Here is a 16,213-nt window from a genome sequence, read left to right on the forward strand (position 1 = left end):
AGCCTCTCCGTCAGGCGCCGGCCGATGCCTGTTGACTCATGGCCTGCTCGATCGCCGACAGTGCGGCATTGGCCTTGGCCCCGTCGGGGCCGCCGGCCTGCGCCATGTCGGGGCGGCCGCCGCCGCCCTTGCCGCCGAGCACTTCGGAGCCCTTGCGCACGAGCTCGACCGCGTTGAACCGCGCGGTCAGATCGGCGGTGACGCCGACCACGATGCCGGCCTTGCCGTCCTCGGTGACGCCGACGATCGCGACCACGCCCGAGCCGATCTGCTTCTTGCCGTCGTCGACGAGACTCTTGAGATCCTTGGTCTCGACGCCCTCGACCGCGCGTGCCAGCAGCTTGACGTTGCCGACCTCGCGAACGGCTGAGGCGGCGCCGTTGGACGCACCGCCGCCACCCATCGCGAGCTTCTTGCGGGCGTCAGACAGATCGCGCTCGAGCTTCTTGCGCTCCTCCATCAGCGCGGCGATGCGCGCCGGCACGTCGTCGATCGTGGTGCGCAGCTCCAGCGCCGCGGTCTTGGCCAGCGCGATGGTGTCGTTGGCATGCTTGCGCGCGTGATGTCCGGTCAGCGCCTCGATGCGGCGCACGCCGGACGCGACCGCGCCCTCGCTGGTCACCGAGATCATGCCGATGTCGCCGGTGCGGCGGACATGGGTGCCGCCGCAGAGCTCGACCGACCAGCCAAGCGCGTTCTGGCCGTGATCGCGGGCACCCTTGCCCATCGACACGACGCGAACCTCATCGCCGTACTTCTCGCCGAACAGCGCGCGGGCGCCGGCCTCACGGGCATCGTCGACGCCCATGACCCGGGTCGTGACCTCGTCATTCTCCAGCACGACATCGTTGGCGATGTCCTCGATCCGGGCTAGTTCTTCCGGTGTGATCTGCTTCGGATGCACGAAGTCGAAGCGCAGCCGGTCCGGCGTGACCAGCGAGCCGCGCTGGGCGATGTGATCGCCGAGGACCTGGCGCAGCGCCTCGTGCAACAGATGCGTCGCCGAATGGTTGGCGCGGATCGATGAGCGCCTGCTGTGATCGACCTCGAGCTGCAGTGCGGTGCCGACGCCGAGCGTGCCCTGCTCCACCGTGCCAAGATGCACGAACAGATCGCCGGCCTTCTTCTGCGTGTCGGAGACGCGGAACTTGACGCCCTCGCCGGTCAGCACGCCGGTATCGCCGACCTGGCCGCCGGACTCGCCGTAGAACGGGGTCTGGTTCAGCACGATCGCGCCGCTCTCGCCGGCGTTCAGGCTCTCGACCTCGGCGCCGTCCTTGATCAGCGCCGTCACCGCGCCTTCCGCGCTCTCGGTCTCGTAGCCGAGGAATTCGGTCGCGCCGAGCTTCTCGCGCAGCGGGAACCAGATCGCCTCGCTCGCCGCCTCGCCCGAACCTGCCCAGGAGGCGCGCGCCTTCACGCGCTGCCGCTCCATCGCGTCGGTGAACGACGCCTGGTCGACGCTGATGCCGCGCGACTTCAGCGCGTCCTGCGTCAGATCGAGCGGGAAGCCGTAGGTGTCGTACAGCGTGAACGCGGTGTCGCCGTCGAACATGTCGCCCTTCTTGAGGCCGGCGCTCTTCTCGTCGAGGATCGACAGGCCGCGCGCCAGCGTCTTGCGGAAGCGCGTCTCCTCCAGCCGCAGCGTCTCCTCGATCAGCTTCTCGGCGCGGACCAGATCCGGATAGGCCTGGCCCATCTCGCGGACCAGCGCCCAGACCAGGCGATGCATCAGCGGCTCGCTCGCGCCCAAGAGCTGCGCATGGCGCATCGCACGGCGCATGATCCGGCGCAGCACGTAGCCGCGGCCCTCGTTCGACGGCAGCACGCCGTCGGTGATCAGGAACGCCGACGAGCGCAGATGATCCGCAATCACGCGGTACGAGGCCAGGTTCTGCTCGCTCGGCCCGTGGCCGAGGGCCGACGCCGCCGCATCGATCAGGTTACGGAACAGATCGGTCTCGAACACGCTCTCGACGCCCTGCAGGATGCAGGCCATGCGCTCCAGCCCCATGCCGGTGTCGATCGAGGGACGCGGCAGCGCCACGCGCTCCTCCTTCGTCACCTGCTCGTACTGCATGAACACGAGGTTCCAGAATTCGAGGAAGCGATCGCCATCCTCCTCCGGGCTGCCCGGAGGGCCGCCCCAGATGTGCTCGCCACGGTCGATGAAGATCTCGGAGCACGGACCGCACGGGCCGGTGTCGCCCATCGCCCAGAAATTGTCCGAGGTCGGGATGCGGATGATGCGGTCGTCCGAGAAGCCCGCGATCTTCTTCCAGTAGCCGGCCGCCTCGTCGTCGGTGTGGTAGACGGTGACCAGCAGCTTGTCCTTCTTCAGCCCGAAATCCTTGGTGATTAGATTCCAGGCGAGCTCGATCGCGCGCTCCTTGAAGTAATCGCCGAACGAGAAGTTGCCGAGCATCTCGAAGAAGGTGAGATGGCGCGCGGTGTAGCCGACATTGTCGAGGTCGTTATGCTTGCCGCCGGCGCGCACGCACTTCTGCGACGTCGTGGCGCGCTGATAGGAGCGCTTCTCGACGCCGGTGAAGACGTTCTTGAACTGCACCATGCCGGCATTGGTGAACATCAAGGTCGGGTCGTTGCGCGGAACCAGCGGCGACGAGGCCACGATCTCGTGCCCGTTCTCCTTGAAGAAGTTCAGAAATGTCGACCTGATGTCGTTGACGCTGCTCATGTTCATCCAATCGGAAAAAGGGGCCGGCCAGCCGCAAAAAGGCGTCATTTTCCGGCCGAACGCTTTTAGACATTGCCAGCTGCGGTGTCCAGAAACTGTGCAGGCGGATCATGGGCTTGCCGCGGCAGCACAAAGCCCATTGGATAGTTGCTGCAGCTGCGTTGACAGTCTTGGTGGCGCCGTGTTTTCTACCTACCTATACCTAGTCACGTCGGGAGAGACCGGCCTTACCGCCGGCGCCGAAGGAGCAACCGCCCCGGAAACTCTCAGGCAAAAGGACCGCGTGACGTCTGACATCTGGAAAGAGACGCTGGGGTTCGCCCCGATGCGTCCGCCGACGGGATAATACTCTCAGGCACAGCGACAGATGGGGCTTTCTGCAGGTTTCTCAAGGGGAAATAGGTCCCCGACGGGAACCGCGAGGGCCCTGTGATGCTTGCAAGCGAAACTTCCCCGCTGAAACAGACCCCGCTGCACGCGCTGCACCTTGCGCGCGGCGCCAAGATGGTGCCGTTCGCCGGCTACGACATGCCGGTGCAATATGCGGCCGGCGTGTTGAAGGAGCATCTGCACACCCGCAAGGAAGCCGGCCTGTTCGACGTGTCGCACATGGGCCAGCTGGTGCTGAAGGCCAAATCCGGCAAGGTCGCCGACGCGGCGCTCGCGCTGGAGAAACTGGTGCCGCAGGACATCGTTGGCATCGCGCCGGGACGGCAGCGCTACGCTCAGTTCACCAACAACGAGGGCGGCCTGCTCGACGACCTGATGGTGGCGAATTTCGGCGATCACCTGTTCCTGGTGGTCAACGCCGCCTGCAAGGAAGAGGACGAGGCGCATCTGCGCGCGCATCTCTCCGATAGCTGCGAGATCGTGGCGCTGGCCGACCGCGCGCTGATCGCGCTGCAGGGGCCGAAAGCCGAATCGGCGCTGGCGAAACTTTGTCCAGATGTCAGTTCGATGAAATTCATGGACGCCGGTCCGCGCCGCGTCGCCGACATCGACTGCTTCGTCTCGCGCTCCGGCTATACCGGCGAGGACGGCTTCGAGATCTCGGTGCCCGCGGACAAGGCGGAAGCCCTGGTCACCGCGCTGCTCGACAATCCCGACGTGTTGCCGATCGGCCTCGGCGCGCGCGACAGCCTGCGGCTCGAAGCCGGGCTGTGCCTCTATGGCCATGACATCGACACCACGACGACGCCGGTCGAAGGCGCGCTGGAATGGTCGGTGCAGAAGGTTCGCCGCAGCGGCGGCGCCCGCGCCGGCGGCTTCCCGGGCGCCGACAAGATTCTCGCGCAATTCGCAGATGGCGCCGGGCGCCGGCGGGTCGGCCTGAAGCCCGACGGCCGCGCCCCGGTGCGCGAAGGCGCGGCATTGTTCGCCGATGCCGCCTCGACCGAGCAGATCGGCAAGGTGACCTCGGGCGGCTTCGGCCCGAGCCTCAATGCGCCGGTCGCGATGGGCTATCTGCCTACCGCCCTTTCCACGGCCGGCACCACCGTTTTCGCCGAAGTGCGAGGCCAGCGGCTGCCCCTGAAGGTCGCGGCAACGCCCTTCGTCCCCAATACCTACAAACGCTAAACGCCAAAGGATCGATCCCCATGACGACGCTGTACACGTCCGACCACGAATGGCTCCGCATCGAGGGCGACGTCGCCACGATCGGCATCACCGACTATGCGCAGTCGCAGCTCGGCGACGTCGTGTTCGTCGAACTGCCCAAGGTCGGCCGCAGCCTGAAGAAGGCCGAGGCCGCCGCGGTCGTCGAATCCGTCAAGGCCGCCTCCGACGTCTACGCGCCGATCACCGGCGAGGTGGTCGAGGTCAACGACGCGCTCGCCGCCGAGCCCGCGCTGGTCAATTCGGACGCAGGCGGCAAGGCCTGGTTCTTCAAGATGAAGATTGCCGACAAGGGCGAGCTCGGCGGCCTGATGGATGAGGCCGCCTACGCCGCGCACACCGCCTAAAGGATCACCCCGAGGATCACCCATGAACGCGCCCTTCAAGCCGATCAACGAAGCCGCCACCGATTTCGTCCGCCGCCACATCGGACCGTCGCCGCGCGACATCAACGCGATGCTCGAGACGGTCGGCGCCGCGAGCCTGCAGGCGCTGATGAATGAGACGCTGCCGGCCTCGATCCGGCAGAAGGCGCCGCTCGATCTCGGCCGGGCGCTGAGCGAGACCGAGGCGCTCGCGCATATGAGCGAGCTCGCCGCGCAGAACCAGGTGTTCACCTCGCTGATCGGCCAAGGCTATTCCGGCACCATTTTGCCCGCGGTGATCCAGCGCAACATTTTGGAGAACCCGGCCTGGTACACTGCCTATACGCCGTACCAGCCGGAGATCAGCCAGGGCCGGCTCGAAGCGCTGTTCAACTTCCAGACCATGATCTGCGACCTCACCGGGCTCGACGTCGCCAACGCCTCGCTGCTCGACGAGGCGACCGCAGCGGCGGAGGCGATGGCGCTCGCCGAGCGCCACTCGCAGGTCAAGGCAAAGGTGTTCTTCGTCGACAAGGAGGTGCATCCGCAGACGCTGGCGGTGATGCGCACGCGCGCCGCGCCGCTGGGCTGGGCGCTGGTCGTCGGCGATCCCCTGACCGAGCTCGACAACGCCGATGTGCTCGGCGCGCTGCTGCAGTATCCGGGAACATCGGGTGCGGTGCGCGACCTCAAGCCTGCCATTGCGTCGCTGCGCGCCAAGGGCGCGCTTGCGATCGTCGCGGCGGACCTGCTGTCGCTGACGCTGCTCACCTCGCCCGGCGAGCTCGGCGCCGACATCGCGATCGGCTCGGCGCAGCGGTTCGGCGTGCCGATGGGTTACGGCGGACCGCACGCCGCCTATATGGCGGTGCGCGACACGCTGAAGCGCTCGCTGCCCGGCCGCATCGTCGGCCTCTCGGTGGATTCGCGCGGGCAGCCCGCCTATCGCCTCGCGCTGCAGACCCGCGAGCAGCATATCCGCCGCGAGAAGGCGACCTCGAACATCTGCACCGCGCAGGTGCTGCTCGCCGTGATCGCCTCGATGTATGCGGTCTATCACGGTCCCGAGGGCCTGACCCATATCGCACGCAGCGTGCATCGCCGCGCCACCGTGCTTGCCGCCGGCCTGCGCAAGCTCGGCTTTGCGCCGACCAGCGAAGCGTTCTTCGACACCGTGACCGTCGAGGCCGGCGCCAGGCAGATCGAGCTCGTCACCCGCGCGCTGGCGGAGCGGATCAATCTGCGCATCGGCGCGACCACGCTCGGCATCGCGCTCGACGAGACCTCGACGCCGGAGACGGTCGAGGCGGTGTGGCGCGTGTTCGGCGGCAAGCTCAGCTATGCCGAGATCGAGGCCGGCGCGCACGAGGCGCTGCCGAAGGATCTGCGGCGCTCGAGCGCCTTCCTCACCCATCCGGTGTTCAATACGCATCGTTCCGAGACCGAGCTGCTGCGCTACATGCGCAAGCTCAGCGATCGCGACCTCGCGCTCGACCGCGCGATGATCCCGCTCGGCTCCTGCACGATGAAGCTCAACGCCACCACCGAGATGATCCCGCTGACCTGGCCGGCGTTCGGCAATCTGCATCCGTTCGCGCCCCCGGATCAGGCCAAAGGCTATCACGCGCTGTTCAAGCGGCTGGAGCAGTGGCTGTGCGACATCACCGGCTATGACGCGGTCTCGCTGCAGCCGAATTCCGGCGCACAGGGCGAATATGCCGGACTGCTGGCGATCCGGGGCTATCACTTGGCGCGCGGCGAGCCGCACCGCAAGGTGTGCCTGATCCCCTCCTCTGCGCACGGCACCAACCCGGCCTCGGCCGCGATGGTCGGCATGGAGGTCGTGGTTGTGGCGTGCGATGCGCGCGGCGACGTCGACGTCAATGATCTCCGCGCCAAGGCCGAGAAGCACTCCGCCAACCTTGCGGCGGTCATGATCACCTATCCGTCGACCCACGGCGTGTTCGAGGAGCATATCCGCGAGATCTGCGACGTCGTGCATGCGCATGGCGGCCAGGTCTATCTCGACGGCGCCAACATGAACGCGCAGGTCGGACTCTCGCGGCCCGGCGATTACGGCGCCGATGTCAGCCATCTCAATTTGCACAAGACCTTCTGCATCCCGCATGGCGGCGGCGGCCCGGGCATGGGCCCGATCGGCGTGAAGGCGCATCTTGCGCCTTATCTGCCAAGTCATCCTGAGAATCGCCATCCCGCAACCGACGGCACGACGGCGCACGCCATCGGCCCGGTGTCGGCCGCGCCGTTCGGCTCGGCGTCGATCCTGACCATCTCCTACATCTACATCCTGATGATGGGCGGCGAAGGCCTCACGCGGGCGACCGAGATCGCGATCCTCAATGCCAACTACATCGCCGCACGGCTGCAGCCGCACTTCCCGGTGCTGTACCGCAACGAGCGCGGCCGCGTTGCGCATGAGTGCATCGTCGATCCGCGGCCGCTCAAGACGACCAGCGGCGTCACCGTCGACGACATCGCGAAACGCCTGATCGATTACGGCTTCCACGCGCCGACCATGAGCTTCCCGGTGGCGGGCACGCTGATGATCGAACCGACGGAATCGGAATCGAAGTTCGAGATCGACCGCTTCTGCGACGCCATGATCGCGATCCGCGACGAAATCGCGGAGATCGAGAAGGGCCGCTGGAAGGTCGAGGCCTCGCCGCTGCGCCACGCGCCGCACACCGTCCACGACATCGCCGACGATGCCTGGAACCGGGCCTACACCCGCGCCGAGGGCTGCTTCCCGGCCGGCGTGTCGCGTTCCGACAAATACTGGAGCCCGGTCGGCCGCGTCGACAACGTCTATGGCGACCGCAACCTGGTGTGCTCATGCCCGCCGGTCGAGGACTACGCGCAGGCGGCGGAGTAGCCGGGGCGCGCCTCATCCGGACATCGAAGCATGGGTTGAGCCCTGCGGCTCAACCCACCATTTCAAAGAAAAGAGCTCGTCGCTTCGCTTGCCCGCGACCTGCATCGGTCGAAGCGGGCCGCGGGACGAACGATAGCGAGGGCCGCCCGCGGCAGGAGGAAACATGCGCGAGGAATTCTGGTTTCATTTCCCGTTCCGCGTCCGCTATTCCGAGGTCGACGCGCAGGCCGTGGTGTTCAACGCCCACTACCTGACCTATTTCGACACCGCGATCACGGAATATTTTCGCGCGCTCGGCTATGACTATCTCGGCGAAGTGGCGCGGACCGGGATCGACTTTCACACCGTGAAGTCGGTCGTCGAATACAAGGCGCCGATCCGGTTCGACGAGGACATCGAGGTCTGCGTACGGGTCGCGCGGATCGGCCGTTCCTCGATCAACCTTGCGCTCGCGATCTTTGCCAAGGGCTCCGATGACCTGCGCGCCACTGGCGAGATCATCTGGGTCGCGACCGATCAGAAGACCCATCAGTCGGTCGCGGTGACCGAGGATTTGCGGGCACTGATCGCGAGCCGCGAAAAGGCGCTGGCGCGGCAATAGGCGGGTAAGAGCCAGCGCTACAGCTTCCGCAGCGACTGGTTCCAGCGCCAAAGGTTGTCGTTGGTGAGGTGCGTGCCGCCCCACCAGCGATTGATCGGATTGTGGTCGGTGAAGTCCGCCTTGTGAGCAAGCACCGCCTTGCCAAACTCCGTCACCGACAAGCGGCTTCGCTGGAAGGCCTCCAGGCGACGTCGCGCATTATCCGGGTCGATGGAGCGCAAGCCATCGTCGAGCCCGGCAATCGCCGGTCGCGGACCATGCGCAAGGCCTTCGAGCAGCCTGCCGATTTCCATGTCGTTAAAGACGCCACGCTGGCGAAAGCCGCGGAGGTAGAACAGCGCGTTCGTCCCCATGAACCCGGCGGCGACCAGTTCAAGCAACCGCATCTCGGTCGCGCCCAGTCCGGATCGGCTCGATGGTAGATCACGAAGCAGATCAAGCAGCGCCGGCCTCAGCAAGGGAAACCCGCTCAGGTCGCGATGCACCACATCGAAACACGCCTCCGGCGTTGTCGCCTGGTACGCCTGCCAACACGCGCTCGCGATCTCGAGGTCCGCAGATCGGACATTGACAAGCGGCACCTGGTCCCAGCCACGCCACGTCTCGTGCATCGTCAACAGATCGAATGCGACAAGCCGCAATTTCAACTTGTCGACCATCGCCGGGTAAGCCCGGAAATGATCGAGCATCCAGATCAGCTGCAGCTGATCATCCGGGCCCGGATCGAACCAAAGCTCGATCACTTCGTAAGGGTCGCAAAATTCGATCAGTGCAAGATCCCTGCGCGCCCTGGCATCCTGAGATCCCTGGCCCCACGCGCTCCAGTGCGACCAGTGTCCGACTGGATTCTTGTCCGACCGCGACCCGAAATACGCCTCGAGTTCTCCTGGCGACGGCAGCGGTCCACCGACAAAGCGAAAGGCAGATGTAACAGCGACTTCGGCAAACCCCGAACGTGCCAGGGTGAGGCCGGACGGACTGGTCAGGATCAGGCGTTTCATCGGCCTAACTCTCTCGACGACACACAAAACCAAACGGGCGCCGAGGACGTCGGCAACTCAACGTCCTCAGCGCCCGCTTGCAGCGAAGTCATGTGATCGTTTGAGCATGATCTCCGCGCAAACGCTTCGCGTTTGTCGCGAGGGAAAACCGCTTCGCACTTTTCCGGATCATGCTTGAGCCTTACTCCTCCGTCGGCTCCTCGCCTTCGGCGTCGCGCTCGGGCGTGCCGGCGAGGATCTGCTCGGAGATCAGGCCGGAGTTCTGCCGGATCGCGGCCTCGATCTTGGCGGTGATGTCGGGATTCGCCTTCAGGAACGCCTTGGAATTCTCGCGGCCCTGGCCGAGCCGCTGGCTGTCATAGGAGAACCAGGCGCCGGACTTCTCGACGATGCCGGCCTTGACGCCGAGGTCGAGGATCTCGCCCATCTTGGAAACGCCCTCGCCGTACATGATGTCGAACTCGACCTGCTTGAAGGGCGGCGCCAGCTTGTTCTTCACCACCTTGACGCGGGTGGTGTTGCCGACCACCTCGTCGCGCTCCTTGATCGCGCCGATGCGGCGGATGTCGAGGCGGACCGAGGCGTAGAATTTCAGCGCGTTGCCGCCGGTGGTGGTCTCCGGCGAACCGTACATCACGCCGATCTTCATGCGGATCTGGTTGATGAAGATCACCATGGTGTGGGACTTGTTGATCGAGGCGGTGAGCTTGCGCAGCGCCTGGCTCATCAGGCGCGCCTGCAGGCCCGGCAGCGCATCGCCCATCTCGCCCTCGAGCTCGGCCTTCGGCACCAGCGCCGCGACCGAATCGACCACCAGCACGTCGACCGCGCCGGAGCGCACCAGCGTGTCGCAGATCTCCAGCGCCTGCTCGCCGGTGTCCGGCTGCGAGATCAGGAGCTCGTCGATGTTGACGCCGAGCTTGCGCGCATAGACCGGGTCGAGCGCGTGTTCAGCGTCGATGAAGGCACAAATGCCGCCCTTCTTCTGACCTTCCGCCACCGTGTGCAGCGCCAGCGTGGTCTTGCCCGACGATTCCGGCCCGTAGATTTCGACGACGCGCCCCTTCGGCAGGCCACCGACGCCAAGGGCGATATCGAGCCCGAGCGATCCCGACGACACCGTCTCGACATCCATCGAACGGTCGTTCTTGCCGAGCTTCATCACCGAGCCCTTGCCGAACTGGCGCTCGATCTGGGAGAGCGCGGCTGAGAGGGCCTTGGACTTGTCCATGGAGGATCCTTCGACGATACGCAGTGCGGTGGCGGACATTTGGGATGTGCTCCTTATGGCGGGGATTCGCTAGCGGGAAAACGGGGCGATCAGATCAGGCGGAATGCGTTGTTGATAGGAACCTTTGTACCACGTTTGTTCCATGTTCGCAATATGTTCTTTCAGGCAAGGAGGTACTGGCCTGTTTCCATCCCTAGTGGCCTGCTTTGAAATTTCGAGTGGCCTAGTTTGGATTTAACCCTGCGGCAACCAAGGGTTGGCCGATGTTCTCGGTAGGACTACTGAGGCTGTTATTGGATGTTCTAGCCCCATCAGTTCCCATGGGACGCCATTTGTTCTTGACCCAAATCAGCTAAGCGATTTCTGCAGTTCGTTCCTAGTTAGCGCGGCTTGTATGCCGAGATGACTTGGCGGAATTCGTCGTCATCATCGACGGTCAATAAACCAACGACCATCCAGCCTGCGCACAAGCCGAGAACCATCAGCGCCATTTTTAGCCACGGTCTCATAAAGGCTAATATGCCCGAAAACCAGGCATTTACCACCCCACGGCGCCTTGCCGTGGCACAAATTGCACTAGCGGCCATCCAACATTCAGGAATAGGATTTCAACCCCAAACGCAGGGGTTGTGTCATGAGCAGTGACCTACCTTTTAGGGCGCTCATCGTGGCGCTCGGGCTGAGCCCCATCGCAATAATGGCTATCGCCCTATTGATGTGAAAACGGAGGCCGCCTCAGTTGGCGGCCTCTTTCTTTTTCAGGAACGTTTTGACAGCATTGATCATGTTGATCATCTCGTCGGCATCTTCCTGTGACGTGATGTCGAACGTGCCAGTAATTCGACCTTGGCCGAACGCAACCTTAAACGGCTCAGAGGGCGCGGGCTTAGGGGCCAGCGTGCGCAGCATGTCCCCTAGAAACCGGTCAGGCTGCGGCACCTCTTGCGCAGTTTCCATGCTACCCTATCGCATGGCGATCCGCGACGCCTTTGGCGACAGCGCCTCGCATGGCGTGATCGTAAAGACCTACTCGGTAACGCACCTCGTAAAGGAAGCGCAGGGCCGTTACTCCCCGGCCGCCGTAGTAGCTGTAGATCGTGAGGTAGTATCCGGTGATCCGGATCAGTACGTTTCGACCAGCTACGTTGAGCGGCAGAACCTTTCGCTGCGCATGTCGTCGCGCCGCTTCACTCGCCTCACCAACGGCTTTTCAAAGAAGCTGGAAAACCATATTGCAGCCGTCGCGCTGTACGTCTGCCACTACAATCTCTGCCGCACCCACGAAGCCCTGCGCACGACGCCAGCGAAGGCGCTGGGCGTGACGGAGAAGGCATGGAGCGTTGCGCAGCTTGTGGACGCTGCACTCTCTGTGACCCCCGTGCTCCCCACCGAGACGCCTCCGGATCGGCGTCGGAAGTTCACGGTAATTCAGGGCGGTCGGTCATAGTTGCTGCGCAGCTACTTGGCAGCTTCTTTGGCTGCCAAGTAGTCGTCAATAATTTTCTTTGTATATTGATCTTTACCTCGCTCCGCCTTCATCACTTTCTCTAATTCCCAGACACATGATCCTATCCAAACGCCGTCTTTGAACATCCAATGAGCCGCAGAGTGGAGGACCAATTCCTCTTTCTCCTCAAAGAAGCGCATCCAGCTCAGCAATGTTTGCGACGCCGAGAGTTTTTAGCTCCTTGAACATGCCGTATGCGAGTGTCTCACCGGGTCTAATGTGGGTGCGCGCCATTTTCGCGATGGCTTTATCGAGTCGATCAACCCGCTCACTAGTTCGCATGTATGAGCCAACGGATTCGACGCTAAGCGAAATCGGCAATGGACGCGCAAGCTTTGTTGGCTCACTAGTTATTTCGGCCCCTGCGAGCTTATAGAGATCGGCCGGCGCCTTGATCAGTCTTATCGCAAAAATCGCAAACCATGTGACGACAAAGGCGAAGAAGCCAGTCACCAGCGCGTCGAGATAGGCGCTCCCGGTCATCGAGGCGCCTGAACCCGATGCAATAAATTGCAGCATGGCGGCAACCGGCGGGACGCCAAAAAACCACGACCAGTTGTTCGCAAATGCGACCGTGCCCTTAAGCGCATGTGCTGCGCAGCGGCGCCAAAACCGAATCGTCTCTCCCATCCGCTAGTCCCCCACAACCCTCTGCGGCTAGTTGTGGCAGACAAGGGCCGGTCTGATCCAGATCGGTCAAACACGGGTGGCCTATTTCGCATCTGCGAATGGCCTATTTCGGCCAGTACCGGCAAGGAGGTGCCGGCCCGCTTCCATCCACAACGGCCTGCTTTGATTTTTGGAGTGGCCTGGTTTGGGTTTAACCCCGTCGCAACCAAGGGTTAGCCGATGTTCTCGGCAGGACTACTGAGGAGGCTCTCAGATGTTCTGGCCCCATAACTTCCTGCGGGTCGCGATCTGTTCTCGCGGAATGTTTACTGGAACAATCGATCCAGCAATGCCTCTAATTGAGAGCTTCCAGCCAGACAGGTAGCCCCCCGACTGCTGGAGGAAAACCCGCCTCCGGGACGGGTTGGCGGCCCCCTGTTGGGGCCGTTTAAAATTCCGTAGTTCTCCGGCCAAGAACAAAGTTCCGGGCCGTACGACACGCCTCGCGCCCGAAGTTCCCCTGACAATCAACAAGTTAACCTGACAGGCTCGACCGCGTCAGATAACGGCTGGCACAATCTGCATACTACCTTCGTACCCCTCCTGAGCCCTGGAAAAACTCCGTAGCGTTCGACGGAAGACTCGGGTTCCGCCAGTGTTCATAACATTGGCCTGCTCATCCAACGCGGATTGCGCGGCGCTGGGCAGGCAACACGGCTGGCGACAATTCCCTGGCGACGCTGCCGGCGGACGAACCCCTTAATCCACAACGACGGCTCGAACGGGCGCGGCTTTTTCACACGATCTGTTTACGGGTGCCAATCATTACTGCAACTATTGGTTTAAATATCGACGACCGCCTTCATTCGCGGAACCGTTACAGATGATCCACAGGGGCATCGAGTTCAGCGTCACCCAGCTGATGGCGGGCGTCTGGAAATGGCGCTTCCAGATCGGCGATCGCGTCTTCACGGGCAAGACCGAAGCAAAGCTCGATCTTCTGGCGATCCGCCGCGTGCAACTGCGGATCGATCGCGAACTGAACAATCTGGAGCGGGAACGGACCCGCGGCAGCAATGGGGACTGAGGCACGGTCTATCGTGCACGCCCCGGTGCCCCTGACCGGCTGGCCCTCGCGCTTCGCTCGAAAACGTTTCAGTCCGCGCTTGCCAGCCGCCGCATCGTGAACTCGATGTCGCCGCCGGGAAGCTCGCGCCAGCTCTCGACGGCGCTCATATAGGCCGCCTTCGGGTAGCGCTTGAGAAAGTCACGCGCCCTCACGCGGGCCTGATCGCGTGGCAGACTGAAGGTCTCGCGCAGATAGCCGTCGTCCGGCTTTCGCCGCTCGGCCATCCGGCTGGCGAGATCGCGCGGACGAGACACCATGCCGCAACTCCGGACCAACTGACGACACCCCAATATAGGGGCGGCGGCGGGAGAATCCGAGTCTGCGGGAGACGGATGAGGTCGTCCCGAATGGGCGTTACTGGCTGCGCGGCGCGGCGCTTCCGGGCTGCGCCGAGCTTCCGGTCTTGGTCTTCGGCTTGGCGGGATGGGCGGCCGCCTTCGGCGGATCGCTGCGCACGACGCCCCAGGGATCGGACGATCCCTTGGCGTCGGGAATCTTGCTGAGTGAGTCCTTGTAGGCCTTGTCCCTGACCGCGTCCTGCTCCTTCTCCTCCTGGGTCTTGGTCTTGACCTCAGGCATCAGGTTGACGTTCGGCATCTGCGCATAGGCCGGCGCCGACAGCAGCACCACAACCGCGACTGCGCACAAAACTCTCATGAGTACGCTCCTTGCATTTTCGTCGCCGGTATATCACCGCAAGAAAGCCGCCGCCAAGCGCGCCTGCCCCGGCCCTAGAGATGGTCTGACTTGCAGGATTTCGGCGACTGCATCCAGTCGTCCCAGACTGGACCGCAGCGCGTGCAACCGCTGAGCGCAAGCCCGATCGCAACCACGCCGCCGAGCACCACCAATTTGCGGAACATGTACGCCCCCACCACTCGCGAGGAGGCGACTGGGCGCCGAAACTGGGGCAATTTCAAGCCGGGCACGGCGCTTGCAACGCAGCGCAGCGCGCGTCGGAGCGCAAGCGCGCGTCGGACGGGCTGTCGGCGCGCACTGGTTTGACCGGGCTGCCGCGCAAATTACACTGCGCAACAAAGCAGAAAAGGAATCGATCAAATGACTTTGGCGATGAGCTGGGACGAGTGGACGCAGCACGACGGGACGGCGCTCGCAGGACGCGTCCGGAGCGGCGAGCTGACGCCCCGTGAGCTGGCGTCGCAGGCAGCCAGCGCCGTCGCCAAGGTCGATCCCGCGCTCTGCGGCGTCGTCGAGCTGTTCGACGACGTGATCGCCGATCCCGCGCGCGACGGCGCCGACCTCGATGGCCCGTTCGCCGGCCTGCCCTTCCTGATGAAGGACCTCGGCCCGACCTTGAAGGGGCGGCTGCAGGAGATGGGCTCGCTGATGATGCGCGGCAATCGCGCCGCGGCGGATACCTTCCTGACCGCGAAGATGCGCAAGGCCGGCCTCAATTTGATCGGCCGCACCACGACGCCGGAGTTCGGGGTCTGCAGTTCGGCGGAAAATCCCGCGGTCTATGTCACGCGCAATCCCTGGAACACCGACTACACCACCTGCGGCTCGTCGGCCGGCAGCGCGGCGATGGTCGCCGCCGGTGCTGTGCCGATCGCGCATGCGACCGATGGCGGCGGCTCGATCCGCATTCCCGCCGGGGTCAACGGCAATATCGGCCTCAAAGTCTCGCGCGGCGTGTTCTCGCTCTCGCCGCATCTGTCCGATCTCACCGGGCTGGTCTCGATCCAGGGCTGCCAGTCGCGCACGGTGCGCGACACCGCTGGCTTCGTCGATGCCTGCCGGGGACCTGCGCCCGGCGAGTTCATGCCGTTCTGGACCTCGCCCGAGCCATATGCCGCGATGATCGCGCGCGACCCCGGCCGGCTCAGGATCGCGCTGTCGCACACGTGGGGGGACTATCGCGCGACGCCGCACATCGCAGCCGAGCTCGAGCGGGTCGGACGCTTCCTCGAAGGCCTCGGCCATCAGGTCGATTACGCGCTGCCGGCGATCGACTATCGGGAAGCCTTCGCGGCGCAGACCGCCTGCTACATCAGCAATTTCGCCGTCGTGATCGGCAACATGCTCGCCGCGCGCGGCCTCGAGCGGCCGCCGGCGGAGCTGATCGAGCCGATCAACATCCGCATCTGGGAGCATGGCCGCGACTTCAGCTTCGCCGACCGCGCCCGCATGCAGGCCGTCTTCAACACCACGGCACGCGGCTTCGGCGCCTTCTTCGAGGACTGGGACATCATCCTGACGCCGATCACGGCGCTGCCGACGCCGAAGGTCGGCACCACGGAATATCTCACCATCAGCGATAACCCGTCGGTGCTGGACTGGTTCGGCAATCTCTGGCGCAACTTCGCCTTCACGCCGCTCGCCAATCTCTGCGGCATCCCCGCGATCTCGCTGCCGCTCGCGACCAACGAGCACGGCCTGCCGCTCGGCATCCAGGCGATCGGAAAGCAGGCCGATGACGGGTTGCTCCTGCAGCTCGCCGCCCAGATCGAACGCGCCATCGGCGGCAAGTGGAATGACGGCAAGACGCCGGCCGTGCATGTCACGCGCAACTAGAACAAGATAGATAGCATCAACAGAGGG

The 16,213-nt window shown here is 64.2% G+C and carries 15 protein-coding genes and 1 riboswitch; of the genes, 7 read left to right on the plus strand and 8 right to left on the minus strand.

Annotated features, from left to right (window positions below; all coding sequences use genetic code 11):
• Window positions 1-10: 10 nt before the first annotated feature.
• Window positions 11-2,698, minus strand: a complete 2,688-nt coding sequence (alaS, locus tag XI02_RS28820) for an alanine--tRNA ligase (RefSeq protein ID WP_026192991.1) — start codon at window positions 2,696-2,698, stop codon at window positions 11-13.
• Window positions 2,699-2,900: 202 nt separating this feature from the next.
• Window positions 2,901-2,989: riboswitch (glycine riboswitch) on the plus strand.
• Window positions 2,990-3,130: 141 nt separating this feature from the next.
• Between alaS and gcvT the strand changes: the two genes are divergently transcribed.
• The 4 genes from gcvT to XI02_RS28840 all read left to right on the plus strand — a co-directional run bounded on the left by gcvT (window position 3,131) and on the right by XI02_RS28840 (window position 8,174).
• Complete coding sequence (gene gcvT / locus XI02_RS28825; protein WP_016848515.1) at window positions 3,131-4,276, plus strand: glycine cleavage system aminomethyltransferase GcvT; 1,146 nt, start codon at window positions 3,131-3,133, stop codon at window positions 4,274-4,276.
• Between the two features lie 20 nt (window positions 4,277-4,296).
• A complete protein-coding gene (gene gcvH / locus XI02_RS28830; RefSeq protein ID WP_016848516.1) occupies window positions 4,297-4,662 on the plus strand; it encodes a glycine cleavage system protein GcvH in 366 nt (121 codons plus the stop codon).
• Between the two features lie 22 nt (window positions 4,663-4,684).
• Entirely contained in the window at window positions 4,685-7,573 is a 2,889-nt protein-coding gene (gcvP, locus tag XI02_RS28835) for an aminomethyl-transferring glycine dehydrogenase (RefSeq protein ID WP_016848517.1), read from the plus strand.
• A gap of 163 nt (window positions 7,574-7,736) precedes the next feature.
• Entirely contained in the window at window positions 7,737-8,174 is a 438-nt protein-coding gene (locus tag XI02_RS28840; RefSeq protein WP_016848518.1) for a thioesterase family protein, read from the plus strand.
• A 17-nt stretch (window positions 8,175-8,191) separates the two neighbouring features.
• On the opposite strand, the gene XI02_RS28845 is transcribed toward XI02_RS28840, so the two are convergent.
• From XI02_RS28845 to XI02_RS28855, 3 genes are all read right to left on the minus strand, one after another.
• Entirely contained in the window at window positions 8,192-9,175 is a 984-nt protein-coding gene (locus XI02_RS28845; RefSeq protein ID WP_210290989.1) for a hypothetical protein, read from the minus strand.
• A gap of 181 nt (window positions 9,176-9,356) precedes the next feature.
• Window positions 9,357-10,445 carry a recombinase RecA gene (recA, locus tag XI02_RS28850; protein ID WP_016848520.1) on the minus strand — a complete coding sequence of 363 codons (1,089 nt, stop codon included), beginning with the start codon at window positions 10,443-10,445 and terminating at the stop codon, window positions 9,357-9,359.
• Window positions 10,446-11,141: 696 nt separating this feature from the next.
• Complete coding sequence (locus XI02_RS28855) at window positions 11,142-11,363, minus strand: hypothetical protein (protein WP_016848522.1); 222 nt, start codon at window positions 11,361-11,363, stop codon at window positions 11,142-11,144.
• A 13-nt stretch (window positions 11,364-11,376) separates the two neighbouring features.
• On the opposite strand from XI02_RS28855, the gene XI02_RS28860 reads away from it, so the two are divergent.
• On the plus strand, window positions 11,377-11,853 hold the full coding sequence (locus XI02_RS28860; protein WP_174771040.1) for a hypothetical protein: 477 nt from the start codon (window positions 11,377-11,379) through the stop codon (window positions 11,851-11,853).
• Between the two features lie 186 nt (window positions 11,854-12,039).
• On the opposite strand, the gene XI02_RS28870 is transcribed toward XI02_RS28860, so the two are convergent.
• A complete protein-coding gene (locus XI02_RS28870) occupies window positions 12,040-12,543 on the minus strand; it encodes a hypothetical protein (protein WP_244620924.1) in 504 nt (167 codons plus the stop codon).
• A gap of 862 nt (window positions 12,544-13,405) precedes the next feature.
• Between XI02_RS28870 and XI02_RS28875 the strand changes: the two genes are divergently transcribed.
• Entirely contained in the window at window positions 13,406-13,609 is a 204-nt protein-coding gene (locus XI02_RS28875) for a hypothetical protein (RefSeq protein ID WP_016848526.1), read from the plus strand.
• A gap of 68 nt (window positions 13,610-13,677) precedes the next feature.
• Here the strand turns inward: XI02_RS28875 and XI02_RS28880 are convergent, their stop codons facing one another.
• The 3 genes from XI02_RS28880 to XI02_RS28890 all read right to left on the minus strand — a co-directional run bounded on the left by XI02_RS28880 (window position 13,678) and on the right by XI02_RS28890 (window position 14,514).
• Entirely contained in the window at window positions 13,678-13,908 is a 231-nt protein-coding gene (locus tag XI02_RS28880) for a hypothetical protein (protein WP_016848527.1), read from the minus strand.
• A 97-nt stretch (window positions 13,909-14,005) separates the two neighbouring features.
• Window positions 14,006-14,308: a hypothetical protein gene (locus XI02_RS28885; protein ID WP_172647669.1), complete on the minus strand. Its 303-nt coding sequence runs from the start codon at window positions 14,306-14,308 to the stop codon at window positions 14,006-14,008.
• A gap of 74 nt (window positions 14,309-14,382) precedes the next feature.
• Complete coding sequence (locus XI02_RS28890; RefSeq protein WP_016848529.1) at window positions 14,383-14,514, minus strand: hypothetical protein; 132 nt, start codon at window positions 14,512-14,514, stop codon at window positions 14,383-14,385.
• Between the two features lie 196 nt (window positions 14,515-14,710).
• Between XI02_RS28890 and XI02_RS28895 the strand changes: the two genes are divergently transcribed.
• Window positions 14,711-16,186, plus strand: coding sequence for an amidase (locus tag XI02_RS28895; RefSeq protein WP_026192992.1), 1,476 nt, complete (start codon window positions 14,711-14,713; stop codon window positions 16,184-16,186).
• Window positions 16,187-16,213: the final 27 nt, after the last annotated feature.

Source organism: Bradyrhizobium sp. CCBAU 21365, from assembly GCF_015291305.1.
Classification (GTDB): Bacteria; Pseudomonadota; Alphaproteobacteria; order Rhizobiales; family Xanthobacteraceae; genus Bradyrhizobium; species Bradyrhizobium elkanii.